This is a genomic window from Streptomyces sp. NPDC102437, assembly GCF_044765565.1.
Classification (GTDB): Bacteria; Actinomycetota; Actinomycetes; order Streptomycetales; family Streptomycetaceae; genus Streptomyces.
The window spans coordinates 210,971-235,396 of sequence record NZ_JBIWKI010000012.1; the positions used below are offsets into that span (position 1 = coordinate 210,971).

A 24,426-nucleotide genomic window follows, 5' to 3' on the forward strand; every position below is an offset into this window, starting at 1 on the left:
GCCGTGGCACCGCGTCCGAACACCTCGCCGGGCGTGGATTGCGGGCGCGGCTGTCACCGCGGAGTCGTACGCTGGGAACCCCCCGGTACGCCAGGGGGTGGCTTCTGGATCCTGCCGGGCTCGCGAGGGCCGGCACGCACATCTGCTGCGTTGTCGTCAGCCGCCTACGCTCCGCGTGGGCGCCCTCCTCCGCCTTGCAGCTGCACGCACCGGCCCTCGCTCCCTGATACGGCAGGATCCAGAAGCCGCCCCCAGCACGTGTCGGGCGCTTCGCGTTGCCCTGCGCGTCGCTCTTCGTGTCGCCCTGGCAGCAGCCGGCTGCCGGACCTCGCCCTAGTTACCCGGACGGAAGCCCTTCATGAGCCTGCACGGTCTGCTGGATGTCGTCGTACGTGACCCGGCACTCTCCGAAGCGGTGAAGGCCGCCGGCGACGGCCACCGGATGCACGTCGACCTCGTCGGTCCGCCCGCCGCCCGCCCCTTCGCCGTCGCCGCCCTGGCCCGCGAGACCGGGCGGACCGTGCTCGCCGTCACCGCGACCGGCCGGGAGGCCGAGGACCTGGCGGCCGCGCTGCGGACCCTGCTGCCGCCGGACACCATCGCCGAGTTCCCGTCCTGGGAGACCCTGCCGCACGAGCGGCTCTCGCCCCGCTCGGACACCGTGGGCCGCCGCCTCGCCGTGCTGCGCCGCCTGGCGCACCCGAGGGCGGACGACCCCGAGACCGGCCCGGTCTCCGTCGTCGTCGCGCCGATCCGCTCCGTGCTCCAGCCGCAGGTCAAGGGGCTCGGCGACCTGGAACCCGTGGCGCTGCGCATCGGCGAGAGCGCCGATCTCGGCAAGACGGTCGAGGCGCTGGCGGCGGCCGCGTACTCCCGGGTCGAACTGGTCGAGAAGCGCGGCGAGTTCGCCGTACGCGGCGGCATCCTGGACGTGTTCCCGCCGACGGAGGAGCACCCCCTTCGGGTGGAGTTCTGGGGTGACGACGTCGAGGAGATCCGCTACTTCAAGATCGCCGACCAGCGGTCCCTGGAGATCGCGGAGCACGGACTGTGGGCGCCGCCCTGCCGCGAGCTGCTGCTCACCGACGAGGTGCGGGAACGGGCCGCCGCGCTCGCCGAGGCCCACCCCGAGCTGGGCGAACTCCTCAACAAGATCGCCGAGGGGATCGCGGTGGAGGGCATGGAGTCCCTCGCCCCGGTCCTGGTCGACGACATGGAGCTGCTGCTCGACGTGTTGCCGAAGGGCTCGATGGCGCTGGTCTGCGACCCGGAGCGGGTCCGTACCAGGGCCGCCGACCTGGTCGCCACCAGCCAGGAGTTCCTCCAGGCGTCGTGGGCGGCCACCGCGGGCGGCGGCGAGGCCCCGATCGATGTGGGCGCGGCCTCGCTGTGGGGCATCGCGGACGTCCGGGACCGGGCCCGCGAGCTGGGGATGATGTGGTGGTCGGTCTCCCCGTTCGCCGCCGACGACGAGCTCGACGAGGACACCCTCAAGTTCACGATGCACGCCCCGGAGTCGTACCGCGGCGACACCGCCCGCGCGCTCGCCGACACCAAGGGCTGGATCGCCGACGGCTGGCGCACGGTGTACGTCACCGAGGGCCAGGGCCTCGCCTCCCGTACCGTCGAGGTGCTGAGCGGCGAGGGCATCGCCGCCCGCCTCGACCCGGACCTGGCGGAGATCTCCCCGTCCGTCGTCCATGTCTCCTGCGGCGCGATCGACCACGGCTTCGTCGACCCGGCGCTGAAGCTCGCCGTGCTCACCGAGACGGACCTCACCGGTCAGCGCACTGCCACCAAGGACCTGGGCCGGATGCCGGCCCGCCGCCGCAAGACGATCGACCCGCTGACGCTGGAGACCGGCGACTACATCGTCCACGAACAGCACGGCGTGGGCCGCTACATCGAGATGGTGCAGCGCACCGTGCAGGGCGCCACCCGCGAGTACCTCCTCGTCGAGTACGCCCCCGCCAAGCGCGGCCAGCCAGGCGACCGCCTGTACATCCCCACCGACCAGCTGGAACAGGTCACCAAGTACGTCGGCGGCGAGGCGCCCACACTGCACCGGCTCGGCGGCGCCGACTGGACGAAGACCAAGGCGCGCGCCAAGAAGGCCGTCAAGGAGATCGCCGCCGACCTGATCAAGCTGTACTCGGCCCGGATGGCGGCACCCGGCCACACCTTCGGTCCCGACACCCCCTGGCAGCGCGAGCTGGAGGACGCCTTCCCGTACGCGGAGACGCCCGACCAGCTCTCCACCATCGCCGAGGTCAAGGAGGACATGGAGAAGTCCGTCCCGATGGACCGGCTGATCTGCGGCGACGTCGGCTACGGCAAGACGGAGATCGCGGTCCGGGCGGCGTTCAAGGCGGTCCAGGACGGCAAGCAGGTCGCCGTCCTCGTACCCACGACCCTCCTGGTCCAGCAGCACTACGGTACGTTCACCGAGCGCTACTCCCAGTTCCCGGTCAACGTGCGGGCGCTCAGCCGCTTCCAGTCCGAGTCCGAGTCCAAGACGACCCTCGAAGGGCTCCGCGAGGGCTCCGTCGACCTGGTCATCGGCACCCACCGCCTGTTCTCCTCCGAGACCAGGTTCAAGGACCTGGGCCTGGTCATCGTCGACGAGGAGCAGCGCTTCGGTGTCGAGCACAAGGAGCAGCTGAAGAAGCTCCGCGCCAACGTGGATGTCCTCACCATGTCCGCGACGCCCATCCCCCGTACGCTCGAAATGGCGGTGACCGGCATCCGTGAGATGTCGACGATCACCACGCCGCCCGAGGAGCGTCACCCGGTCCTCACCTTCGTCGGCCCGTACGAGGAGAAGCAGATCGGCGCGGCCATCCGCCGCGAACTGCTCCGCGAGGGCCAGGCGTTCTACATCCACAACCGGGTCGAGTCGATCGACCGCGCCGCCGCCCGCCTCCGCGAGATCGTCCCGGAGGCCCGGATCGCGACGGCGCACGGACAGATGTCCGAACAGGCCCTGGAACAGGTGGTGGTGGACTTCTGGGAGAAGAAGTTCGACGTCCTGGTCTCCACGACGATCGTCGAGTCCGGCATCGACATCTCCAACGCCAACACCCTGATCGTGGAGCGCGGCGACAACTTCGGCCTCTCCCAGCTCCACCAGCTGCGCGGCCGCGTCGGCCGTGGCCGCGAGCGCGGCTACGCGTACTTCCTCTACCCCCCGGAGAAGCCGCTCACCGAGACGGCCCACGAGCGCCTCGCCACGATCGCGCAGCACACCGAGATGGGCGCGGGCATGTACGTGGCGATGAAGGACCTGGAGATCCGCGGCGCCGGAAACCTCCTGGGCGGCGAGCAGTCCGGCCACATCGCGGGCGTCGGCTTCGACCTGTACGTACGCATGGTGGGCGAGGCGGTCGCCGACTACCGGGCCTCCCTCGAAGGCGGCGTGGAGGAGGAGCCGCCGCTGGAGGTCAAGATCGAGCTCCCGGTCGACGCCCACGTCCCCCACGACTACGCCCCCGGCGAGCGGCTGCGCCTCCAGGCGTACCGCGCCATCGCCTCCGCCGGCACCGAGGACGACATCAGGGCCGTCCGCGAGGAACTCACCGACCGCTACGGCAAGCTCCCCGAGCCGGTCGAGAACCTCCTCCTGGTCGCCGGCCTGCGCATGCTGGCCCGCGCCTGCGACGTCGGCGAGATCGTCCTCCAGGGCCCGAACATCCGGTTCGCTCCGGTCGAGCTGCGCGAATCGCAGGAGCTGCGCCTGAAGCGCCTGTACCCGAAGACGGTCATCAAGCCCGCCGTCCACCAGATCCTGGTCCCCCGCCCCACCACTGCCAGGGTCGGCGGGAAGCCGGTCGTGGGCCGTGAACTGCTGGCGTGGACGGGGGAGTTCCTGACCACGATCCTGGGGTCGTGAGGCGCGCGGGTGCGGTTTTGAACACCAGCCGGACGGTCTTGCCGACGACATGAGCATCGACTCCGAAGTCGTCGGCGAGCTCGTTCACGAGTTGCCGGGTCAGCGCCATCGGGCCCGGCACCACGCTCACCGAGATGGTCCACGAGTGGGAGGCGGGCTCTCCCGGCATCATCGAGCAGCTCAACGCACAGACCCCGCTGGGCCGCGCGGCCGCCCCGGACGAGATCGCCGAGGCCGCCGCCTGGCTGCTCAGCGACCGCGCCTCCTGTGTGACCGGCACCGTACTGCGCGTGGACGGCGGAATGCGGCCCTGAGCCGGGGAGCGGACCACGGGCGGAGGATGTGATTCCGGCCGCATCGGGTCGGCGGCGTGCTCATGAACACCCGTCAGCTGGGAAGGCGTCCGTAGGATTTCCGGGTTCGTCTTTCTCCCCGTCAGGACGGTTCCGAGTGATATCTCCCCGCGCATACCGAGTGATGCTGCCCGCCCTCAGCGTGGCGGCGGTGCTGGCCCTGGCCGGCTGCGACCCCGAGCAGCCCTCGCGCTCCGAGGGGGGTGGCGGCGGGCGGGCCGTCACCGGTTTCGGGGCCAGTCCGCTCGACAACGCCGAGGGGACGAAGCCGGGGCTCGCGCCGCTCACGTCCGAGGCGGACCGGACTGCCGGGCGGAAGGTCATCGAGAAGGTGGCGACCAAGGGGCGGGGGCCGAAGACCGGGTACGCGCGGGACAAGTTCGGCTACGCGTGGAAGGACTCGGTCGACGGGATACCGCTCGCGAGGAACGGCTGCGACACCCGTAACGACCTCCTCGCCAGGGACGGCAAAGACCTGAAGTTCCGGTCCGGTTCGCACTGCGTGGTCGTGTCGATGACGCTCAAGGACCCGTACACCGGCTCCACCATCGACTGGCGCAAGCAGCAGGCCACCAAGGTCCAGATCGACCATGTCATGCCACTCTCGTACGACTGGCAGATGGGCGCCTCGCGCTGGAACGAGGCCAAGCGGCAGCAGATCGCCAACGACCCGCTCAATCTCATCCCGGTGGACGGGCCGGCCAACAACGCCAAGCGCGACTCGGGGCCGGCTTCCTGGCTGCCGCCGTACAAGCCGGTCCGCTGCTCGTACGCGGTGCGGTTCGCGCAGGTGTCCCTGAAGTACGGACTGCCGGTCACCACCGCCGACAAGACGGCGATGCTGGAGCAGTGCGGCGGGTGACCGAGGAGACCGGGCAGTCCAGGGCGCACGGAAACCCGCCCTGGGGCGGGTTCTGTGGTCCGGAGCGTCCAGGGGGTCAGGGCTTCGGCCTGGTCGCCTTGAACGGCTTGTCGAATCCGGAGAATTCGACTGTCACCGGGGCGGTGCGGGGGGTGTCGCGCTCCGGTGCGCCCTGCTGGTGGGACGGGGCCAGGTGCAGCTGGAGCAGGAAGGGTCTGCCTTCGGTGGCTATGTCCGCCGCCCACTTTCCGTCGTCCGTCCTGCCGGTGACGGTCAGGGCGGGGGTGACGGAGCCGGCGGCGCTCGTCCGCTTCTTGCGGGCCGTTCCGGTCTTCGGCGCGAGGCCGCCGAGGAACGTCTCCCGGTCGCAGTAGCGTTCGGCCAGCTTCGCGTGCCGGTCGGCGGTGGTGGGTTTCACCCAGCGGCCGGTGAGGTTCTTGGCCTGTGGCGGGGAGGCCGATCGCAGCATCGCGGCGTCGGAGCGGGTGCGGACCGTGCCGCCCGTCCGCACCAGCTCCAGCGTGCCCGCCGCGCCCATGGAGAGGGTGACCGTGCACTCCCCCCTGATGTCCGTGGCCACGTACGCCTCCACCGGGCCCTCGGGCGTGGTCGTCCGCACCGTCATGCGTACCGACTTGGCGGCGCGGGTCGCCGCGAGGGCCTTGTTGGTGACCTCGGGGGCGGTCAGCCGGGCGTAGGGGGCGGTGGCGTCGGGTGCCTCGTCCGGGAGCAGGTTGCAGGCCGTCGCGAGGGTGAGGGCGGTCGCGGCACTCAGGGCGGCTGCCGAGGCGCGGGCGGGAAGGCGCATGGTGTCGGCTCCGGTCTCGGAAGGACGGTCAGAGCTTCAGGTCCCACTGCGAGGCGTCGTACGTAAAGCCGGGGTTGACCTCGACCGTCAGGTTCTTGGCGTCAGCCGGGGTGTCGAAGGCGAACTGGACCGTGACCTTCTTGCCCGGCAGGACCGTGCCGCTGAAGCCCGTGCCGACCTTGTTGTCGAAGATCTGCTCGGCGTCCATGCCGTCCTGGCCGGCCCGTGCCGAGACGCTGACGAGCGCGGAATCGAACTTCTCCTTGCCCGCGTTCTCGATGACGACGGCGACCCGGTAGGCCTTCTGGCCCTTGGTGTGCCCGGCAGCGTACGCGTCCGGGGTGTACGAGGTGGCGTCGCCGACCGTGACCGTCAGATCGTCGTCGTACACGGCCGAGTCGCCGGCCTCCAGCGCCTCGCCGGTCTCCTTCTTCTTGTCCGCGCCCCCGCCCTTGGCGGAGTCGCCGCCGGGCTTCGGCTTCGCGGAGGCCGTCATGTCGGAGACCGCCTTGTTGAGGTCGTTCACGGCGTCGTCCACGGCCTTGAACGTGATCACCGCGCCCACCACCGTGAGGATCAGTGAGATCAGGCCGAGTACGGCACCGAAGGTCGCCATCCCCTTGTTGGTGGCCTCGCCGCGCTTCGCCCGGCCCCGGCCGGCCAGGCCCAGGATCAGGGCGATGAGGCCGAGGATGCCCGCCAGCCAGAACAGGAACGGGATCAGGCCGGAGACGGCGCCGATGACACCCAGGATGAGGGCGGCGATGCCCAGTCCGTTACGGGCCGGGCGCATCCCCGGCGTCTGGGCGGGGGCGTACGGCTGCTGGGGCTGCGGGGACTGCGGCGGCTGCGTGAACTGGGACATGGCTGTGCCCTCCGGCGAAAGCAGAAATGGGTGGTGAGCGGTTCCGTGCATCGCTCCGGTGCATCGCCCTGTGCGGCGATGGGTCAATCACAGCAGAGCTTGTGAACCGAGTCAACACGATACACGCGGAAGGGGTTGATGCACGCTGTGAATCGGTGTCGTGTGAATCGGGTCGGTATGCTCGCCGACAACCAGTACCGGGACGAGTGCCAGGACCAGCCAGGGAGACAGCCAGTGCCGGAGAACTCGACAGAGGTGACCGCGGCCGGGATCGCACGGCTGGCGGGGGTGGGACGCGCCGCGGTCAGCAACTGGCGCCGCCGCCACGCCGACTTCCCCAAGCCCGTCGGCGGCACCGAGACGAGCCCGTCCTTCGCGCTGCCCGAGGTCGAGCAATGGCTCCGCGACCAGGGGAAACTCGCCGAGATCCCGCTGGGCGAACGGGTCTGGCAGCAGGTCGCCGGGCACCCGGCCGGAGCGGTCCCCGCCCTGGTCCACGCGGGCTGCGCCCTGCTGCTCCTGCGAACCAGCCCCAGGGCCTGGCCGGAGATCACCGCCGTGTCGGACGAACGGATGGCCGGCGTGCTCTCCCTCGCCGTCGACAAGGTGCTCACCACCCGCTTCGGACCGGCGGCGGAAGGCGGGAGGGCCGTTCACACCCCGAGCCCCGCCGAACTGCTCCCGTCCGTTCCGCTGCTCCGCGCCGCCGCCGAACTCGCCGCCGGGACCGGGACCCGGGAGACCTTCGAGTTCCTCCTCGGACGTCAGCTGGACGCCAACCCGCGCCAGTACACACTCACCCCGCCCGGACTCGCCGAACTGATGGCCGCCCTCGTGGAGACGGGCGAGCGGCCCGCCCGTACGGTCCTCGACCCGGCCGCGGGCACCGGCGCCCTGCTGCGCGCCGTCGGCAACCCCGCCGCCCTGTACGCCCAGGAGACCGACCCGGACCTCGCCGCGCTCACCGCGCTGCGGCTCGCCCTGCACACCGGCCCCGGCTGCGCCCTGGCGGCACGGACCGCCGACACCCTGCGTGCCGACGCCTTCCCGCAGCTCGCCGCCGACGCCGTGCTCTGCCACCCGCCGTTCAACGAGCGCAACTGGGGCCACGACGAACTCGCCTACGACCCGCGCTGGGAGTATGGATTCCCGGCCCGCACCGAGTCCGAACTCGCCTGGGTCCAGCACGCCCTGGCCCATCTGCGCGAGGGCGGCACCGCCGTGCTGCTGATGCCCCCGGCCGCCGCCTCGCGCCGCTCCGGCCGCCGGATCCGCGCCGATCTGCTGCGCCGCGGCGCCCTGCGTGCCGTCATCGCACTCCCGGCCGGCGCCGCACCCCCGTACGGCATCCCGCTCCACCTCTGGGTACTCCGCAAGCCCGGCAGCGGCTCGCCCGCCTCGCCCGAACTGCTGCTCGTCGACACCGCCGAGCCCGCCGAACCGGCCTCGGGAGGGCAGGCTTCCGCGACCGGCGGGCGCGACCGGCTCGACTGGCAGGCGGTGCAGAGCGCCGTGCTCGACGCCTGGCGGTCCTTCGAAGGTGCCGCCCCGGCCGGGGCCCGCCCCGGCGCAGGCCGCGCCGTCCCCGTCATCGAACTCCTCGACGACGACGTGGACCTGGCCCCCGCCCGCCATCTGCCACCGCCGGCCGCCGCCGGCGGACCCGGCGAACTGATGCGGGTACGGGAGCGGCTCACCGAGACGCTCGGCCGCACCGGCGCCCTCACCCCGCCCGCCGTCACCCTCACCGACCCGGCCCACTGGCCCCTCACCACCGTCGGTGAACTCGCCCGCGCCGGAGCCCTCCAGCTCCGCACCGGCGGCTCCGGCACCGGCCAGGGGCCCGTGCTCACCGAACACGACGTCCTCGGATCCACCGCCCCTTCGGGAAGCCTGCCCGCCGACGGACCCGCCGAGGAGCCGGTTCTCGTCGAACCGGGCGATGTCGTCGTCCCCGTGCTCGGCGGCGGCTCCGCCGCCCGCGTCATCGACGACGCCACCGCGGGCGCCGCGCTGGGCCGCAACCTCCAGCTGCTGCGCCCCGATCCGGCCGCCCTCGACCCCTGGTTCCTGGCCGGTTTCCTGCGCGGCACCGCCAACAACCGCCAGGCCAGCAGCTACGCCTCCACCGCCACCCGGCTGGACGCCCGCCGCCTCCAACTGCCCCGGCTGCCGCTCGCGGAGCAGCAGCGGTACGGGGAACGGTTCCGTGCCCTGGCCGAGTTCGAGGACGCGCTCAGGCTGGCCGGCCGGCTGGGCGGACAGCTCGTGCAGGGGATGTACGACGGGCTGACGGACGGCACGGTCGCACCGAAGTGAACCGAACCGGAGTGAGCTGAACCACAGCGGTTCCGTACAACCCGGGGCCGGTTGTCGGTGTCGCCCTCTACGCTCGGATCTGCGTGCATGGAGCGTGTGCGCGGATGTTCAACGACCAGGTCTCCAGGAGCAGCCATGTACGCCCCGGGTCATCCGCCGACGCTGCCGCGTCGGGTTCCCAGCCGGGCCTGGATCGTCTCGATGCGGGTGCTGTTCGGCGTGCTCTCGGTGGGCTCGCTCGGGATCCTGCTGTGGGCTCCGCTGCTCCGGCTCGCGATCGTGCGCCGGCGGGCGTACGACTGGTGGCTGACCGGTGCCGGGTTCGTGTTCGTCTGCGTGCTCCTGCCGGTCCTCGGCCGGGACGGCAGCGACGAGCCGACCGGCATCGACTACGTCCTCATCCCGCTGCTGCTGGTGGTGATGCTGGGCTCGCTCGCGTACTACCTGGTGGGGGACATCCGTCATTACGAACGGCTGACCGGACAGCAGCCGGTGACCGGCTACGGACACGGGTACGGCTACGGGTACCCGCACGCGCCCACGGTGCCGATGGGGAGGCCCGCGCCCGCTCCTGCGCCCATGCCCGTGCCCGCGACTGCTCCCACGCCCGTGCCGTCGCCGCCCCTGCCCGTACAGCACCCGCCCGCCGCGCCCCAACTCCCGCCGCAGCCGCAGCTTCAGCCGTCACCTGGGCCCCAGCCGCCCGCCGCGCCCCGACCTCAACCCCAACCCCGGCCCCATTCGCACCCCCACCCCCAGCGCATCGACCAGGTCCGCGCCGAGCTCGACGAATTGAGCGACTACCTCCGCAAGGAGGAAGACCGGTGAGCGGGCGTCTCATCGGTGGGCGGTACCAATTGGCGACCATCCTCGGCCAGGGCGGCATGGGCCAGGTCTGGACCGCCTACGACCAGCGCCTGGACCGCCGCGTCGCGGTGAAGCTGCTCCGCCCCGACCGGGTCACCGGCCCCATCGACAGCGAGGCCGCGGACGAGGTGCGCCGCCGCTTCGTCCGTGAGTGCCGGGTCACCGCCCAGGTCGACCACCCGGGCCTGGTCACCGTCCACGACGCGGGCAGCGACGGCGACGACCTGTTCCTCGTCATGCAGTACGTCGAGGGCGCCGACCTCGCCGACCACCTCGCCGAGCACGAGCCGTACCCCTGGCAGTGGTCCGTCGCGGTCGCCGCCCAGCTCTGCGCCGTCCTGTGTGCCGTGCACGCGGTGCCGATCGTCCACCGCGACCTCAAGCCCCGCAACGTGATGGTGCGTCCGGACGGCACCGTCACCGTTCTCGACCTGGGCGTCGCCTCCGTCCTGGACACCGACACCACCCGGCTCACCCACACCGGCTCACCGATCGGCTCCCCGGCCTACATGGCGCCCGAGCAGGCGATGGGCGGCGCCGTGGGCCCGTACACCGATCTGTACGCCCTCGGTGTGCTTCTCCACGAACTGCTCAGCGGGGAAGTCCCGTTCGCCGGGTCCACCGCCCTCGGCGTGCTCCACCGCCACCTCTACGAGCCGCCGGTCCCGGTCCGCCGGATCAGGCCGGAGATCCCCGAGCCGCTCGAAGCGCTGGTGCTGCGGCTGCTCGCCAAGGACCCGCAGCACCGCCCGTCCGGCGCCCAGGAGGTGTACGAGCACCTCGCCCCGCTGCTTCCCGCGCCGGGCACCGGCCTCTCCGTCGGACCGCTGGACCCGACCCGCCCCTTCCTGCGCCCGCACGCCCCGTGGCCCGACCGCAACGCCACCCGGCCCCAGCCCGCGGCACCGGCCCCGCCCGCCACCGCGGCAGCCCGGCCCGATGTGGCCGCCGCCGTCGACGACGTCAAGAAACTGCTCGGCGAGGGCCGGATCACCCAGGCCGTGGACATCCTCGGCTCGATCCTCCCCGTCGCCGCCGAACAGCACGGCGAGGACTCCGCCGTGGTCCGCATCCTGCGCAAGCAGTACGCGGCGACGCTGATGGACGACGGCCAGTACCGCCGTGCCCTGCCCGAGCTGCGCCGGCTCGCCGGCGACCGCGCGGCGGAGGCCGGCCCGGCCGACCCGCAGACGCTCCAGTTCCGCTACGACGCGGCCCAGTGCCTGGAACAGCTCGGTGAACCGGCCGCCGCCCTCGCCGAGTACCGCGCGGTCCTCCCGTACTTCGAGAACCACCGCACCACGGGCGGCGACCCGGCCCGCGCCTTCGAGATCCGCAACCGCATCGCGCACCTGCTGCTCGCGCTCGGAGACCATGTGACGGCGCGCGTCCAGCTCCAGGCCCTGCTGTACGACGCCGAGCGGGCCTACGGGCCCCACCACCCGCTGCCGGTGGAGCTGCGCCGCCGGCTCGACCGCCAGGTGGAGGTGCGGGGCGGCTGACGCCCGGCCCGGTCCCGGTCAGACCTCCACGGGCTCCGGGGCCCCGGCGGGCTGCTGCGCGCGGTCGGGGCCGGACCGCGCGGACCGCCCGGTCTCCGATCGCCGCCGCCGGTAGGAGAGGACCGACCCGCCGAGCACGAGCACGGCGAGCGACCCCGCCCCGGCCACCGCGCCCGCCCGCAGACCCGGGGGCCGGAACGTGCAGTCGACGGCCCCGCCCCGGGCCGGTGCCGGGGTGGCGACCAGGCCCAGGTAGCTGTCGGCGGGGCGGCCCTGGCAGCTCCAGCCCGCGATCCGGGGCGCCGCGATCACGACCGTTTTGGTGGTGCCGGGCGGCAGCTCGGCCCGGACGCCGTGGCCGGTGACGTGGACGGCCCTCGCGCCGGTGCGCTTCAGCGCGGTGACCGCCGAGGCCAGCCGGGCCCGGTCCAGACAGCCGACCGCCCCGTGCGGCACGGTCCCGGCGCGCACCGGGGTCAGCGTGACCCGCACGCTCCCGCCGCCGACCGTGCCCAGGTGCTGCATCGCGGCCCGCCTGGCCGGCAGCTGCCCCTTGAACTCGACCTCCGGGCCGTCGCCGAGCCGCGCCCGGCCGAACATGTCGGGCGACCACAGATATGCCTCGCTGCCCGCCGGACAGGCGGCGGTCAGCGTGTACGTGCCGCGCCCCACCCGGTAGTCGTACGCCCCCTTGTCCGCCACCGCGCCGCCGTCCGCCGCACGCAGCACCGTCGTCGGGACCGTGTAGACCCGCGAGCCGAGCAGCCGCTCCTGGTTGCGGAACGGCGAACGGCCGTAGGGCACAGGCACGCCCGGCCCGCGCACCGTCACCAGCGGCGGCGCCTCGGCACGGCTCACCGTCACCGGCCGGTCGTCCGGGACGTTGGACCCCTGGTGCGGATCGCGCGGCCCGCGCACCCGCGCGCCGACCGAGAAGACCGCGTCAGTGACCGGGTTGTCCAGGCTCTGCACGGCCCGGCCGTTCGACGTCCACCCGCCACCGAGAGCCCGCATGGTGCGGGTCAGCACCGCGGGCGTGTGGCTGCTGTAGTACGCGCCGCCCTGCCCGCCCACCAGCAGCGGATCGTTGGTGGTGGTCTGCTCCCGGCCGGGGTCCGTGCGGTAGCCCGGCCAGCCGTCGGCGCCCGCGACCACGGCCGCCTGGGTCCGCTGCCGTTCGCCCCAGGGCGCGTAGTCGTCGAGCCGGTTCAGCCGCTGCCGGTCGAAGTACGCGGTGGCCGCGGCGGCCTGCCCGGCCTGTGCGCCGATCAGCAGTACGGCGGCCAGCGCCGCGAGTCTCCGGCCCCGCCCGACCAGTATCAGCGCGCAGACCGCGGCCACCAGACCCACCGCGAACAGCGGATACGTCCACCCGGTGACCAGGTCGCTGAAGCCGCCCCCGGCCGCGAGCAGCACCAGGACCGCGGCCCCGCCGAGCAGCGCCCGCCGCTCCGGCCATCCGTAAGAGACCGAGACCCAGGCGGCGATCACCACCAGCCCGGCCAGCACGAACGTCTGCCGGTACGGGCTGCCGTTGGGCGTCGCGAAGGCGTGCCCCAGCAGATGGGTCGGCTCCCACTGCATCGACAGCGCGACCCCGGCCACCAGCCCCGCCCACGCCCACCGCTCGCGCCCCGGCACCGACCGCTGGAAGGCGAGCGCAACGGCCAGCAGCAGGGTGCCGGTGCCGAGGAAGAGGGCCGGGGTGAAGAAGCTGTACGTGGCGGGCAGCAGCCGGGCGAGCACATCGGGCCAGGCGGCCGGCGCGAACGGACGGTCCCAGCCCGGGTAGGCGTGCTTGGTACCCAGATAGACCGGGAGCAGGACGGGCGCCGAGAGGCCGACACCGATCCCGACCGTGCAGACGGCCCGCACCAGCCCGCGGACCACCGCCCGCCGGTCGTCCCGCTCGGTGAACAGCCGGACGGCCAGCACCAGAGCGGCACCGAGCGTCGCCATGTACGCCGTGTAGAAGTTGGCCGCCCACACCACCGCCACCAGCAGCGGCCCGGCGATCCGGTGCCGTCCCGTACGGGCCCACTCGGCGACCAGGCAGAGCAGCGGCAGCGCGACCAGACCGTCCAGCCACATCGGGTTGTACGACGCCTCGGCGACCGACCAGCCGCACAGCGCGTACGAACCGCCGAGCGCGCCGGCCACCCACCAGCGCCCGCCGCGCAGCGTCAGCAGGAACAGGGCCATCAGCGCCGCCGCCGAGGCCATCTTCAGGACCGTCACCACATAGACCGCGAGATCGATCCGGTCACGCGGGAAGACCCCGACGAGCAAGGCGAACGGGCTGGTCAGATAGGTGCCGAGATCCGGCAGGAAACTCGTCCCGTACCCGGAGGACCAGTTGAGCAGCAGCCCGCCGTCGGCGTTCCCGTGCAGCAGGTCCCACAGCCGGGCGTGGAACGGCACGAACTGATTGCCCAGGTCGTTGACGCTGCGCGTGTGCGGCCCGAACGGGAAGACGCGCGCCACGGCGTCACCCGCGCAGACCGCGGCGACGGTGAGCAGCGCGGCGAGCGAGCCCGCGCGCAGGCGGGGACGGAAAGTCGGCATACGCAGGAATATGCCAGCTTCGAACGTACAACCCCGGGCCGAATTGGGTCAGTTCACGCAATGGACGCCCACCGGTCACGTGCTGCATCGGGTTTTGACATCTGGCCGGGCTGATGTACTTCCGTGCTGATCTCGCTGGTGGTGCCTTGTTTCAACGAGGAAGAGATCCTCGAACGCTTCCATGAACGCGTCACGGAAGAAATGACCGGGCTGGGACACGAATTCCAGCTGGTGTTCGTCGACGACGGCAGTGCGGACCGGACCCTGGTGATCCTCCAGGAACTGGCCGCCGCCGATCCGCGGGTCCGATACGTCTCCTTCAGCCGCAACTTCGGCAAGGAGGCCGCGATGCTGGCCGGTCTCCAGCACGCCGAGGGCGACGCAGTGGTCATCATGGACGCCGACCTCCAGCACCCGCCCGAGCTCGTTGGCCGGATGCTCCAGGAGCACGAGCAGGGCCACGACCAGGTGATCGCCCGCCGCACCCGCAAGGGCGACCGGGTCACCCGCACCCTCAGCGCCCGCGCCTACTACTGGCTGATCAACCGCCTGGTGGACGTGGAGCTGGTGGACGGCGTCGGGGACTTCAGGCTGCTCTCCCGCCGCACCGTCGACGCAGTCCTGGAACTCACCGAATACAACCGGTTCTCCAAGGGGCTTTTCGCCTGGGTGGGATTCCGCACGACGACCTTCTCCTACGAGAATGCCGTCCGTGAACAGGGAAGTTCCGCCTGGACCTTCGGAAAGCTGCTCAATTACGGTCTCGACGGGCTGCTCTCCTTCAACAACAAACCGCTGCGCGCCGCGCTCTACCTGGGCATGCTGCTGCTTTCGGTGGCCTTCGCCTATGCTGCGTGGATCGTCGGCGTCGCCCTGGTGAAGGGAGTGGAAACTCCCGGCTATGTCACGCTCATCGTCGTGGTCACCGCACTCGCCGGCGTCCAGATGGTGATGGTCGGGGTGGTCGGCGAGTACGTCGGCCGCATCTACTACGAAGTGAAGCGACGTCCGCACTTCCTGGTGAAGGCCACCAACACCGAGGCACCGCGACGGACGCCACAGACACCGCAGGCGCAACAGATGCAACAGATACGGGAACCCCAGGAGTTCGTACGCCGATGACGGTCACCGCGCAGATGGCCCGATTCGCCCTCGTGGGAGTGGTGAACACCGGCACGTACTACGGCTGCTATCTCGTCCTGCTGATGTGGCTGCCCTACATCGCCGCCCATGTGATCGCCTTCGCGCTGAGCATGACCGGTTCCTTCTTCCTGAACTCCTGGTTCACCTACCGGACCCGGCCCACCTGGCGGAAGTTCCTGCTCTTCCCGCTCACCAACGCCGCCAATTTCGTCATCACGACCGGCGGTGTCTATCTGCTGGTCGGCCTCGCCGGGTTCAGCAGCCGGTACGCGCCGCTGGTCGCGGCCGCGGCGGCCATCCCGATCACCTTCGTCGTCTCGCGCACGATCATGTTGCGGCCGGAGACCCCGGCCCCGGCGGCCGAACGCGTGCCCTGAGCCGTCCCGGCCGGGGGCCACATCCCCAACTCCTCCCGAATCGTTGGTCGAATCGGTGGCCCCAGCCGTGTCCACTGCCTAACATCGATCACCGCAAGGTCTTGTGCACTGATGCACAAACTCTCCCCGGGAGGTTCCTTTGCACCGCCGCCGTCGCACCGCGCTCACCGTCTCCGCCGCCCTGCTCGCCGGCGCCCCACTCCTGACCGCCTGCGGCAGCGAGGCCCACCCGGGCGCCGCGGCCGTCGTCGGCGGGGACCGGATCGAGGTCTCCACGCTGCAGAGCCAGGTGGCCGCCGTACGCGAGGCGCAGCGCGATTCGAAGGACGCCTCCCAGCTCATCGACAAGTCCGGGCAGCTCGGCCGGGCCAAGCTGCACGGCCTGATCTTCGACCGGGTCCTGGACCGGGCCGCACAGGACGCGGGCGTGACCGTCAGCCGCAGCGAGATCCAGCAGATGCGCAAGGCGGCGGTCGCCCAGTCCGGCGGGGAGGAGCGGCTGCGGACGGCGATGCTCCAGCAGAGCTGGGTCGCCCCCGGCCAGATCGACGCCGTTCTGCGCGAGCAGGTCCAGCTGACCAAGCTGGCCCAGGCGCTCGGCGCCGACCTCCAGCAGCCCGCCGGTCAGCAGGCCGTCGGCGAGGCACTCGGCAAGGCGTCGAAGGCCCTGCGGGTCGACGTCAATCCGCGCTACGGCACCTGGGACGACAAGCAGACCCAGCTCGCCGACTACAAGGCCCCCTGGCTCAACCCGGTCACCAAGCCGGCCGGCCCGGCCGCCGAGGCCGGGGCCTGACCGGCCGCGGAAGGGGCGGTGGGAGCGACCGGAGTAGATTCGAACGGTGAATGCTGAAGACCCCGGCCGTATCGTTCTGCTCACCGCCAGCCACCGCGTCGCGCCCGGACTCCTGTCCTGGCCCGCCTGGCAGGCCCTGCACGCCGCCGACCGGGTGCTCTGCGCCGAGCCGGACCACCCGCAGCTGCCGTATCTGCGCGAGGCAGGTGTCACCGTCGAGCATGCCGCGCCCACCGCGCAGGAGCTCGTCGACGCCTGTGCGGGCGGCCGGTCCGTCGTCGTCCTCGCGGGCGGCGAAGGCGATCAGCCGCTGACCGACGGGCTCGCCCGGCTCGCCGGTTCGGGTCGGGTGAGGATGCCGGACCTGGAGCTGCTGCCCGGCTCGTACGACCTGCCGGGCGCCCGGTTTCTCGATCTGGTCCAGGTCATGGACCGGATCAGGGCCGAATGCCCGTGGACCTCGCAGAAGACCCACAAGGGCCTCGCCAAGTACGCCATCGAGGAGGCGTACGAACTCGTCGAGGCGATCGAGGACGGCGACCGCGACGAGCTGCGCGAGGAACTCGGCGACGTGCTCCTCCAGGTCGTCTTCCACGCCAGGATCGCCGAGGAGGACGAGGAGGAGCCGTTCTCCGTCGACGACGTGGCCGCGACCCTCGTCGAGAAGCTGATCCACCGCCACCCGCACGTCTTCGGCGACGAGAGCGCCGAGACCCCGGAGGACGTCCACGCGCACTGGCTGCGCACCAAGGCCATCGAGAAGCAGCGCGACTCGGTCACCGACGGGGTCCCGCTCGGCCAGCCCGGCCTGGCGCTGGCGGCGAAGCTGGCCGGCCGGGTCCGTACCGCGAAGCTCGACGTGCCGCTCCCCACCGGCGACGGCATCGGCTACGAGCTCCTCGCCCTCGCCGTACGCGCCGAGCAGGACGGCATCGACCCCGAGGCCGCCCTGCGGGCCGCGGGCCGCGCCTACCGGGACGCCATCAGGGCGGCGGAGGGCAACGATTGACATGCTCCTCGGGCTGAAGCCCGGGGATTCTGGCCGTCCCTACCTGTCGCTGTGCCGCTGCGCGGCACGGTGTGGGTAGGTGATTCCGTGGCTTCCTGTTTCTTCGCGCTGTGCCAGAACAGGTTCTGGTCCTACCTTCGCTCCGCAGGCTGTCACCGCCAGTCCGGCGGCCGTTTCCACGTTCCATTCCCGCGAACAGCCCCCGCGCGCGGCTGTGGCCTGCTCCGCAGACAAGAATCTGCGACGCTCCGCGTCGCCACCACCTGATTCGCTCCACCCCGGCCTGAAGGCCGGAGCACTGCGAACGAACCCCGGTAGCGCCGGAGGGCGATGCCTGGCCCCCGAGGAAGCCGAGTAACGCCAGAGGGCGACCCCTGGCGCCGGAGGGCACAAGTAATGCCGGAGACGACGGAAACCGCCGACGGAGACGAGTACGCCGGAGGGCGGGGGATGACGCCCGGGGGCGGCGGATAACGTCGGGGGGGTGAACCACAGCCCCGCCGACCGCCCTGCCGATCAGCCCGCCGACAGCCCCGCCGATGCGCCCGGCTCCTGCCCCGTCGGCGGCCCCGAACTCTTCACCTGGGAGTTCGCCACCGACCCGTACCCGGCCTACGCCTGGCTGCGCGAGCACAGCCCCGTGCACCGGACCGCGCTGCCCAGCGGCGTCGAGGCGTGGCTCGTGACCCGGTACGCGGACGCGCGGCAGGCGCTCGCCGACACCCGGCTCTCCAAGAACCCGGCGCACCACGCCGAGCCGGCGCACGCCAAGGGGAAGACGGGCATCCCGGGCGAGCGCAAGGCAGAGCTGATGACGCATCTGCTGAACATCGACCCGCCGGACCACACCCGGCTGCGCCGCCTCGTCTCCAAGGCGTTCACCCCGCGCCGGGTCGCCGAGTTCGCACCGCGCGTACAGGAACTGACGGACCGCCTCATCGACCGCTTCATCGCGGAGGGAAAGGCGGACCTCATCCACGACTTCGCCTTCCCGCTCCCCATCTACGCGATCTGCGACCTGCTCGGTGTTCCGCGCGAGGACCAGGACGACTTCCGGGACTGGGCGGGCATGATGATCCGCCACGGTGGCGGCCCGCGCGGCGGGGTGGCCAGGTCGGTGAAGAAGATGCGCGGCTATCTCGCCGAGCTGATCCACCGCAAGCGGGAGAACCCCGGGGACGATCTGATCTCCGGGCTGATCCGGGCAAGCGACCACGGCGAGCACCTCACCGAGAACGAGGCGGCGGCCATGGCCTTCATCCTGCTCTTCGCCGGATTCGAGACCACGGTCAACCTCATCGGCAACGGGGTCTACGCCCTGCTGCGCAACCCCGCGCAGCGCGAACGGCTCCAGCTCTCCCTGGACGCGGGGGAGAGCGGGCTGCTGGAGACCGGGGTCGAGGAACTGCTGCGGTACGACGGCCCGGTGGAACTGGCCACCTGGCGGTTCGCCACCGAACCGCTGACGCTCGGCGGACAGGACATCGCGGCCGGGGACCCGGTACTCGTGGTGCTCGCCGCGGCCGACCGCGACCCGGAGCGTTTCGAGGATCCCGACACGCTGGACCTCGCACGGCGTGACAATCAGCACCTCGGGTACGGGCACGGCATCCACTACTGCCTGGGCGCGCCGCTCGCCCGGCTGGAGGGGCAGACCGCGCTCGCCACGCTCCTGAACCGCCTTCCGGACCTGCGGCTTGCGGTGGAATCTGCCGATTTGCGGTGGCGTGGCGGACTCATCATGCGCGGACTGCGCACGCTTCCCGTGGAGTTCACCCCCGGGTCCGCCCACGTGAAAAGTGACACACCGTCAACTCTGTGACTTTCACGTGATCTGCGCTGCATCGACTTGTGACTCCCGTTCGAACCCGACTAGGTTCACCGTTCGACTCATCAGCCACACGTCAGCTACCCGGAAGGCAACCCCATGGGCTCCGCGAACGGCAAACACCGTCGCCCCCGTCAGGCACCCGCCATCGTCGTCGCCGCGGGCGTGACCGGATCGGCCATCGCCATCCCGCTGCTCGGCGCGTCCGGTGCCCACGCGGCCGACGCCACGACCTGGGACCGGGTGGCCGAGTGCGAGAGCGGCGGCGCGTGGAGTGCCGACTTCGGAAACGGCTACTACGGCGGCCTCCAGTTCTCGCAGGAGACCTGGAAGGCGTACGGCGGTGAGGCGTACGCGGAGCGCGCCGACCTCGCCAGCCGGGCGCAGCAGATAGAGGTGGCCGAGAAGGTGCTGGGCGACCGGGGCCCGCGGGCCTGGCCCAGCTGCGCGGTCATCTCCGGCCTGGCCGTGGGCGGGACGCTGCCGGGGGTGGACCCGGGCTCGGTGCCTGCCGACGACCCGGCCGGGAGCGAGAAGCCGGCTGACGACGCGTCGGCGGACCCGTCGGGCGACGCCACGCCGTCCGGCAGCGCCTCGGACAGTACGGACGCCGTGGACGGCGCGGACGGCTCGGAGGGGTCCGGCAAGCCGTCGGGGAAGAGCTCGTCGTCCCCGAAGCCCTCGGCCTCGACCGCCCCGTCCCCCGGATCGCCCGCCTCGCCCGACGTGTCCAGCGGCACGGGCGGCAAGCACCGCGGCGCGCCGGCTGCCGAGAAGGGGCGGAGCGCGGACGCCGACGGCCGCGAGTCGGGCCGTCACGCCTCGCGCGGCGGCAAGGACGCGCGCGACACGGCCGCACCGGCCGCCGACGGCACGTACACCGTCCACGCCGGCGACAACCTCTGGTCGATTGCTGACGCACAGAAGGTTCCCGGCGGCTGGCCCGCGCTCTACGAGGCCAACAAGGCTGCCGTCGGCGCCGACCCGGACCTCATCCTCCCTGGCCAGAGCCTCGATCTCGACGTGAAGGCCAAGTGAGGGAAGTCTGATAATCGACTAAAAGCGCCCCAAAAACTGGGCTAGTTCAGGGACCTATGTCCACTTATGCGTAAGTGAGACATGGGTCTCTTTGCGTCAACTGGCGTGTCGCGTTCGGGGAGCCCTTCGCATCGCGTCCCACCTGCGGAAACGACAGTTCTTCAGATGCGAGTAAGGGACGATTGTCCGATGTGTCCATCTTTGAATGTGAGGGTTGCGTATGTTTACGGTCTGAACCGCTCGCACCGCGGGCCCCGTCGACCGTCACGCCGAATCCTGCCGTCGGTCGAAGGGAACAGACGCGTAAAGCGCCGTAGGCAGGAGCGGGGGACCCAGGTAAGCGCCGACCCGATCGTCGAAAGACGCATCAGGACCGGCTTGGGGTGAAGTCGCGTGCTAGGACGTGCGACCGGGCAACTCACTTGGCCCGAACCCGACAGCTCACCTCGTAGGCGTCGGTGAGGAGAAGTTCCATGCTGCTTTCCAGCAAGGGCAAGCACCGCCGCCCGTCCAAGGCTGTCCGCATCGCCACGCTCGCCGGTGTTGCCGGTGCCGCAGTCGCCGTGCCCCTGATGGGCGCGACCGCCGCCTCCGCCGCCTCCGTCGCCACCTGGGACGCCGTCGCCCAGTGCGAGTCCGGTGGCAACTGGTCCATCAACACCGGTAACGGCTACTACGGCGGTCTGCAGTTCTCGCAGTCCAGCTGGGCCGCCGCCGGCGGTACGCAGTACGCCCCCCGCGCCGACCTGGCCACCAAGGCCCAGCAGATCGCCACCGCCGAGAAGCTCCTCGACATGCAGGGCCCCGGTGCCTGGGGCTGCGCCGGCGCCGGCAACCTGACAAACGACGGCGTCGACCCGGGCGTCAACACCGGCTCGTCCTCGAACTCCTCCTCCAACTCGACCGCGAGCTCCGGCGCCTCCGAGCAGCAGAGCGCCCCGGCCGCCCCGAAGCAGCAGGTCCAGCCGAAGCCGGCCGAGCGCACCGAGGCCCCCGCCGCCTCCCGCTCGGACCGCACCACCGCCCCGCAGGCCGAGTCGAAGAAGACCGTCACCACGCCGACCGGCGAGAAGGTCAAGAAGGGCGACGGCGAGTACAAGGTCGTCTCCGGCGACTCGCTGAGCAAGATCGCCGCCGACCACGAGGTCAAGGGCGGCTGGCAGAAGCTGTTCGAGCTGAACAAGGACATCGTCAAGGACGCCGACCTGATCTACCCGGGTCAGCAGCTGCACCTGACGAAGTAGTCGCGGCTCGCTCCTCCCCGAGTGCCACCCCGGCCCGGCGCGCATTCCCCCGTATGCGCCCGGCCGGGGTGCTGCCGTTCGTGCTCCGGGGAGCGGCGGACCGTTCAACTGTTGTAGTTACTGATCGGTAAAAATCTGACCGTTTGTCCGGCAATGTGTTCCCCCGGGTCCTTTTTCGTCCCAGGGGTCGGGCGGTCGGCCGACTGATCGGGCCGGGCCGGTTAGGCTCTTGTCGCAAGGCCAAAGCGACCCTGCACAACCAGCGTCATATCCCAGAAGGAGATGCCTCGTGCCGTCCATCGACGTCGTCGTAGCCCGGGAAATCCTCGACTCCCGCGGAAACCCCACGGTCGAGGTAGAGGTCGGCCTCGACGACGGCAGCACGGGCCGTGCTGCCGTTCCGTCCGGCGCCTCCACCGGTGCGTTCGAGGCCATTGAGCTTCGCGACGGTGACCCCAACCGCTACCAGGGCAAGGGCGTCGAGAAGGCCGTCCTCGCCGTGATCGAGCAGATCGGCCCGGAGCTCGTCGGCTACGACGCCACCGAGCAGCGGCTGATCGACCAGGCGATGTTCGACCTGGACGCCACCGAGAACAAGGGCTCGCTCGGCGCCAACGCCATCCTCGGCGTCTCGCTGGCCGTCGCCCACGCCGCGTCCGAGGCCTCGGACCTGCCGCTCTTCCGCTACCTCGGCGGCCCGAACGCGCACCTGCTGCCCGTTCCGATGATGAACATCCTCAACGGCGGTTCGCACGCCGACTCCAACGTGGACATCCAGGAGTTCATGATCGCGCCGATCGGCGCGGAGTCCTTCTCCGAGGCGCTGCGCTGGGGTGCCGAGGTCTACCACACGCTGAAGAAGGTCCTGAAGACCAAGGGCCTGTCGACCGGTCTCGGCGACGAGGGCGGCTTCGCGCCGAACCTGGAGTCCAACCGCGCCGCCCTCGACCTCATCCTTGAGGCCATCAAGGAGGCCGGCTACGTCCCGGGCAAGGACATCGCGCTCGCGCTCGACGTCGCCGCGTCCGAGTTCTACAAGGACGGCAAGTACGAGTTCGAGGGCAAGGCCCGCTCGGCCGCCGAGATGACCGAGTACTACGAGGAGCTCGTCTCCGCGTACCCGCTGGTCTCCATCGAGGACCCGCTGTTCGAGGACGACTGGGCCGGCTGGAAGACCATCACCGACAAGCTCGGCGCCAAGGTGCAGATCGTCGGCGACGACCTGTTCGTCACCAACCCGGAGCGCCTGGCCCGCGGCATCGAGGAGGGCTCCGCCAACGCCCTGCTCGTCAAGGTCAACCAGATCGGCTCGCTGACCGAGACCCTGGACGCCGTCGAGCTGGCCCAGCGCAACGGCTTCAAGTGCATGATGTCCCACCGCTCCGGCGAGACCGAGGACGTCACCATCGCCGACCTCGCGGTCGCGGTGAACTGCGGCCAGATCAAGACCGGCGCCCCGGCCCGCTCGGACCGCGTCGCCAAGTACAACCAGCTGCTGCGCATCGAGGAGATCCTCGACGACGCCGCGGTGTACGCGGGCCGCTCGGCGTTCCCGCGGTTTCGCTCTGCGAACCAGTAAGCACAGCAAGGGCTGATCATCCCCATCGGCCCGCCAGGGGCCGAAGGCCATGGCCTCCGTCCGTCCCCACACTCGGTCCCGTACCGTGTGCGGGGACGGACGTGCGTAGTGGGGAGGCGGGGACATGGCCGCGAAGGACCGGGACCGGTTCTCCACCGCGACCCGGCTGCGACTGCTCGGCGAGCAGACCGCGGCCCGCGTCTACCGGTCCCAGAACCGCCGCCAGGCCCACCGCTCACGGCTCACCGGCCGGGCGGCCTTCCTCGCGCTCGTGGTCTGCTCGCTGGTGGTCGCGCTCGCGTACCCGATGCGGCAGTACGTCTCGCAGCGGGACGAGATCGCCGACCAGGAGCGCCTCGCGCAGGAGGCCAAGGCCCGTACCGAGGAGCTGCGCGACGAGAAGGCGCGCCTCCAGGACGACGCGTACATCCGGCAGCTGGCCCGTACGCACCTGCACTACCTTCTTCCCGGGGAGACCGGCTACACCGTGATCGACCCCGACGCGGTCAAGGAGCGCGAGGGCAGGACGGACGAGTCCGGCCGGCCGTGGCACTCCAACCTCTGGGACGGCGTGGACAGCGCCGACCGCGACTGACTTTCTCCATCCATCTGCAGAACCGCAGTTCGAGCAGCCCGATCAGAACCTAGGCAGGCATGGAAACGCCCCCTCCCCAGACCGAGTCCACCGCGCCCACCGAGGCGGACATCGCCGCGTTCCAGCAGCAGCTGGGCCGTCCGCCGCGCGGTCTGCGCGCGATCGCGCACCGCTGCCCGTGCGGCAACCCGGACGTGGTCGAGACGCAGCCCCGGCTGGAGGACGGTACGCCGTTCCCGACGACGTACTACCTGACGTGCCCGCGTGCCGCGTCCGCGATCGGCACGCTGGAGGCGAACGGGGTCATGAAGGAGATGACCGAGCGCCTCGGTACGGACCCCGAGCTGGCCGCCGCGTACCGGGCCGCGCACGAGGACTACATCGCGCGGCGCGACGCGATCGAGGTGCTGGAGGGCTTTCCGAGCGCGGGGGGCATGCCGGACCGGGTGAAGTGCCTGCACGTTCTGGTGGGGCACTCGCTGGCCGCGGGGCCGGGGGTGAACCCGCTGGGCGACGAGGCGATCGCGATGCTGCCGGAGTGGTGGCGCAAGGGGCCGTGCGTTTCGCCGTGCGGCGCGCCGGACGAGGACTGACTGTTCGTTCCCCGGGGGCTCCGCCCCCGGACCCCTGCTCCTCAATCGCCGGAGGGGCTTGGCTTGGGGGGGGGGGGGGGGGGGGGGGGGGGGGGGCCCCCCCCCCCCCCCCCCCCCCGCGCCCCCCCCCCCGGGGGCGCCCCCCCCCCCCCCCCCCCCCCCCCCCCCCCCCCCCCCCCCCCCCCCCCCCCCCC

18 protein-coding genes, 1 pseudogene and 1 riboswitch are annotated in these 24,426 nt (G+C 71.6%); of the genes and pseudogenes, 16 read left to right on the forward strand and 3 right to left on the reverse strand.

What is annotated here, in order from left to right:
* Positions 1–358 precede the first annotated feature (358 nt).
* From mfd to ACIRJP_RS18025, 3 genes and pseudogenes are all read left to right on the forward strand, one after another.
* Positions 359–3,889 carry a transcription-repair coupling factor gene (gene mfd / locus ACIRJP_RS18015; RefSeq protein ID WP_404174562.1) on the forward strand — a complete coding sequence of 1,177 codons (3,531 nt, stop codon included), beginning with the start codon at positions 359–361 and terminating at the stop codon, positions 3,887–3,889.
* Between the two features lie 95 nt (positions 3,890–3,984).
* Positions 3,985–4,203: pseudogene (locus ACIRJP_RS18020) on the forward strand (SDR family oxidoreductase); the annotation flags it as partial.
* A gap of 136 nt (positions 4,204–4,339) precedes the next feature.
* Entirely contained in the window at positions 4,340–5,104 is a 765-nt protein-coding gene (locus ACIRJP_RS18025) for an HNH endonuclease family protein (RefSeq protein WP_404174565.1), read from the forward strand.
* Positions 5,105–5,180: 76 nt separating this feature from the next.
* Here the strand turns inward: ACIRJP_RS18025 and ACIRJP_RS18030 are convergent, their stop codons facing one another.
* Together ACIRJP_RS18030 and ACIRJP_RS18035 are read right to left on the reverse strand one after the other, a co-directional pair.
* Positions 5,181–5,912: a hypothetical protein gene (locus ACIRJP_RS18030; protein ID WP_404174568.1), complete on the reverse strand. Its 732-nt coding sequence runs from the start codon at positions 5,910–5,912 to the stop codon at positions 5,181–5,183.
* A gap of 28 nt (positions 5,913–5,940) precedes the next feature.
* Positions 5,941–6,777, reverse strand: coding sequence for a DUF4190 domain-containing protein (locus ACIRJP_RS18035; RefSeq protein WP_404174571.1), 837 nt, complete (start codon positions 6,775–6,777; stop codon positions 5,941–5,943).
* A gap of 234 nt (positions 6,778–7,011) precedes the next feature.
* Between ACIRJP_RS18035 and ACIRJP_RS18040 the strand changes: the two genes are divergently transcribed.
* The 3 genes from ACIRJP_RS18040 to ACIRJP_RS18050 all read left to right on the forward strand — a co-directional run bounded on the left by ACIRJP_RS18040 (position 7,012) and on the right by ACIRJP_RS18050 (position 11,465).
* The gene (locus tag ACIRJP_RS18040; protein WP_404174574.1) at positions 7,012–9,096 is read left to right on the forward strand and encodes an N-6 DNA methylase; all 2,085 of its coding nucleotides are present in this window, start codon (positions 7,012–7,014) and stop codon (positions 9,094–9,096) included.
* Between the two features lie 135 nt (positions 9,097–9,231).
* Entirely contained in the window at positions 9,232–9,924 is a 693-nt protein-coding gene (locus ACIRJP_RS18045; protein WP_404174577.1) for a hypothetical protein, read from the forward strand.
* A complete protein-coding gene (locus ACIRJP_RS18050; protein WP_404174580.1) occupies positions 9,921–11,465 on the forward strand; it encodes a protein kinase in 1,545 nt (514 codons plus the stop codon). The genes ACIRJP_RS18045 and ACIRJP_RS18050 overlap by 4 nt, the downstream gene beginning before the upstream one ends.
* An 18-nt stretch (positions 11,466–11,483) precedes the next feature.
* Here the strand turns inward: ACIRJP_RS18050 and ACIRJP_RS18055 are convergent, their stop codons facing one another.
* Positions 11,484–14,030 carry a YfhO family protein gene (locus ACIRJP_RS18055; protein WP_404174583.1) on the reverse strand — a complete coding sequence of 849 codons (2,547 nt, stop codon included), beginning with the start codon at positions 14,028–14,030 and terminating at the stop codon, positions 11,484–11,486.
* Positions 14,031–14,153: 123 nt separating this feature from the next.
* On the opposite strand from ACIRJP_RS18055, the gene ACIRJP_RS18060 reads away from it, so the two are divergent.
* The 10 genes from ACIRJP_RS18060 (at position 14,154) to ACIRJP_RS18105 (ending at position 24,232) form a co-directional block, all read left to right on the forward strand.
* Complete coding sequence (locus tag ACIRJP_RS18060; protein ID WP_404174586.1) at positions 14,154–15,152, forward strand: glycosyltransferase family 2 protein; 999 nt, start codon at positions 14,154–14,156, stop codon at positions 15,150–15,152.
* Positions 15,149–15,550 carry a GtrA family protein gene (locus tag ACIRJP_RS18065; RefSeq protein ID WP_404174589.1) on the forward strand — a complete coding sequence of 134 codons (402 nt, stop codon included), beginning with the start codon at positions 15,149–15,151 and terminating at the stop codon, positions 15,548–15,550. Before ACIRJP_RS18060 ends, ACIRJP_RS18065 begins: the two co-directional genes overlap by 4 nt.
* Before the next feature lie 139 nt (positions 15,551–15,689).
* Positions 15,690–16,346, forward strand: a complete 657-nt coding sequence (locus tag ACIRJP_RS18070; protein WP_404174592.1) for a SurA N-terminal domain-containing protein — start codon at positions 15,690–15,692, stop codon at positions 16,344–16,346.
* A 46-nt stretch (positions 16,347–16,392) separates the two neighbouring features.
* The gene (locus tag ACIRJP_RS18075; RefSeq protein WP_404174595.1) at positions 16,393–17,355 is read left to right on the forward strand and encodes a nucleoside triphosphate pyrophosphohydrolase; all 963 of its coding nucleotides are present in this window, start codon (positions 16,393–16,395) and stop codon (positions 17,353–17,355) included.
* A 484-nt stretch (positions 17,356–17,839) separates the two neighbouring features.
* Positions 17,840–19,177: a cytochrome P450 gene (locus ACIRJP_RS18080; RefSeq protein ID WP_404174598.1), complete on the forward strand. Its 1,338-nt coding sequence runs from the start codon at positions 17,840–17,842 to the stop codon at positions 19,175–19,177.
* Between the two features lie 105 nt (positions 19,178–19,282).
* Complete coding sequence (locus ACIRJP_RS18085) at positions 19,283–20,221, forward strand: transglycosylase family protein (protein WP_404174601.1); 939 nt, start codon at positions 19,283–19,285, stop codon at positions 20,219–20,221.
* Positions 20,222–20,520: 299 nt separating this feature from the next.
* Positions 20,521–20,691, forward strand: a riboswitch (cyclic di-AMP (ydaO/yuaA leader).
* A gap of 3 nt (positions 20,692–20,694) precedes the next feature.
* Positions 20,695–21,465, forward strand: coding sequence for a transglycosylase family protein (locus tag ACIRJP_RS18090; RefSeq protein ID WP_404174604.1), 771 nt, complete (start codon positions 20,695–20,697; stop codon positions 21,463–21,465).
* 289 nt (positions 21,466–21,754) lie between these two features.
* On the forward strand, positions 21,755–23,044 hold the full coding sequence (eno, locus tag ACIRJP_RS18095) for a phosphopyruvate hydratase (RefSeq protein WP_404174607.1): 1,290 nt from the start codon (positions 21,755–21,757) through the stop codon (positions 23,042–23,044).
* A 124-nt stretch (positions 23,045–23,168) separates the two neighbouring features.
* Entirely contained in the window at positions 23,169–23,639 is a 471-nt protein-coding gene (locus tag ACIRJP_RS18100; RefSeq protein WP_404174610.1) for a septum formation initiator family protein, read from the forward strand.
* 59 nt (positions 23,640–23,698) lie between these two features.
* Positions 23,699–24,232, forward strand: a complete 534-nt coding sequence (locus ACIRJP_RS18105) for a DUF501 domain-containing protein (RefSeq protein WP_351261362.1) — start codon at positions 23,699–23,701, stop codon at positions 24,230–24,232.
* Positions 24,233–24,426: the final 194 nt, after the last annotated feature.

What these genes read in the sequence shown, in the direction of transcription:
- mfd (WP_404174562.1), top strand. Translation starts at nt 359, where the DNA reads ATGAGCCTGCACGGTCTGCTGGATGTCGTCGTACGTGACCCGGCACTC.
- ACIRJP_RS18030 (WP_404174568.1), bottom strand. Translation starts at nt 5,912, where the DNA reads ATGCGCCTTCCCGCCCGCGCCTCGGCAGCCGCCCTGAGTGCCGCGACC.
- ACIRJP_RS18035 (WP_404174571.1), bottom strand. Translation starts at nt 6,777, where the DNA reads ATGTCCCAGTTCACGCAGCCGCCGCAGTCCCCGCAGCCCCAGCAGCCG.
- ACIRJP_RS18045 (WP_404174577.1), top strand. Translation starts at nt 9,232, where the DNA reads ATGTACGCCCCGGGTCATCCGCCGACGCTGCCGCGTCGGGTTCCCAGC.
- ACIRJP_RS18055 (WP_404174583.1), bottom strand. Translation starts at nt 14,030, where the DNA reads ATGCCGACTTTCCGTCCCCGCCTGCGCGCGGGCTCGCTCGCCGCGCTG.
- ACIRJP_RS18065 (WP_404174589.1), top strand. Translation starts at nt 15,149, where the DNA reads ATGACGGTCACCGCGCAGATGGCCCGATTCGCCCTCGTGGGAGTGGTG.
- ACIRJP_RS18085 (WP_404174601.1), top strand. Translation starts at nt 19,283, where the DNA reads ATGGGCTCCGCGAACGGCAAACACCGTCGCCCCCGTCAGGCACCCGCC.
- ACIRJP_RS18090 (WP_404174604.1), top strand. Translation starts at nt 20,695, where the DNA reads ATGCTGCTTTCCAGCAAGGGCAAGCACCGCCGCCCGTCCAAGGCTGTC.
- ACIRJP_RS18100 (WP_404174610.1), top strand. Translation starts at nt 23,169, where the DNA reads ATGGCCGCGAAGGACCGGGACCGGTTCTCCACCGCGACCCGGCTGCGA.
- ACIRJP_RS18105 (WP_351261362.1), top strand. Translation starts at nt 23,699, where the DNA reads ATGGAAACGCCCCCTCCCCAGACCGAGTCCACCGCGCCCACCGAGGCG.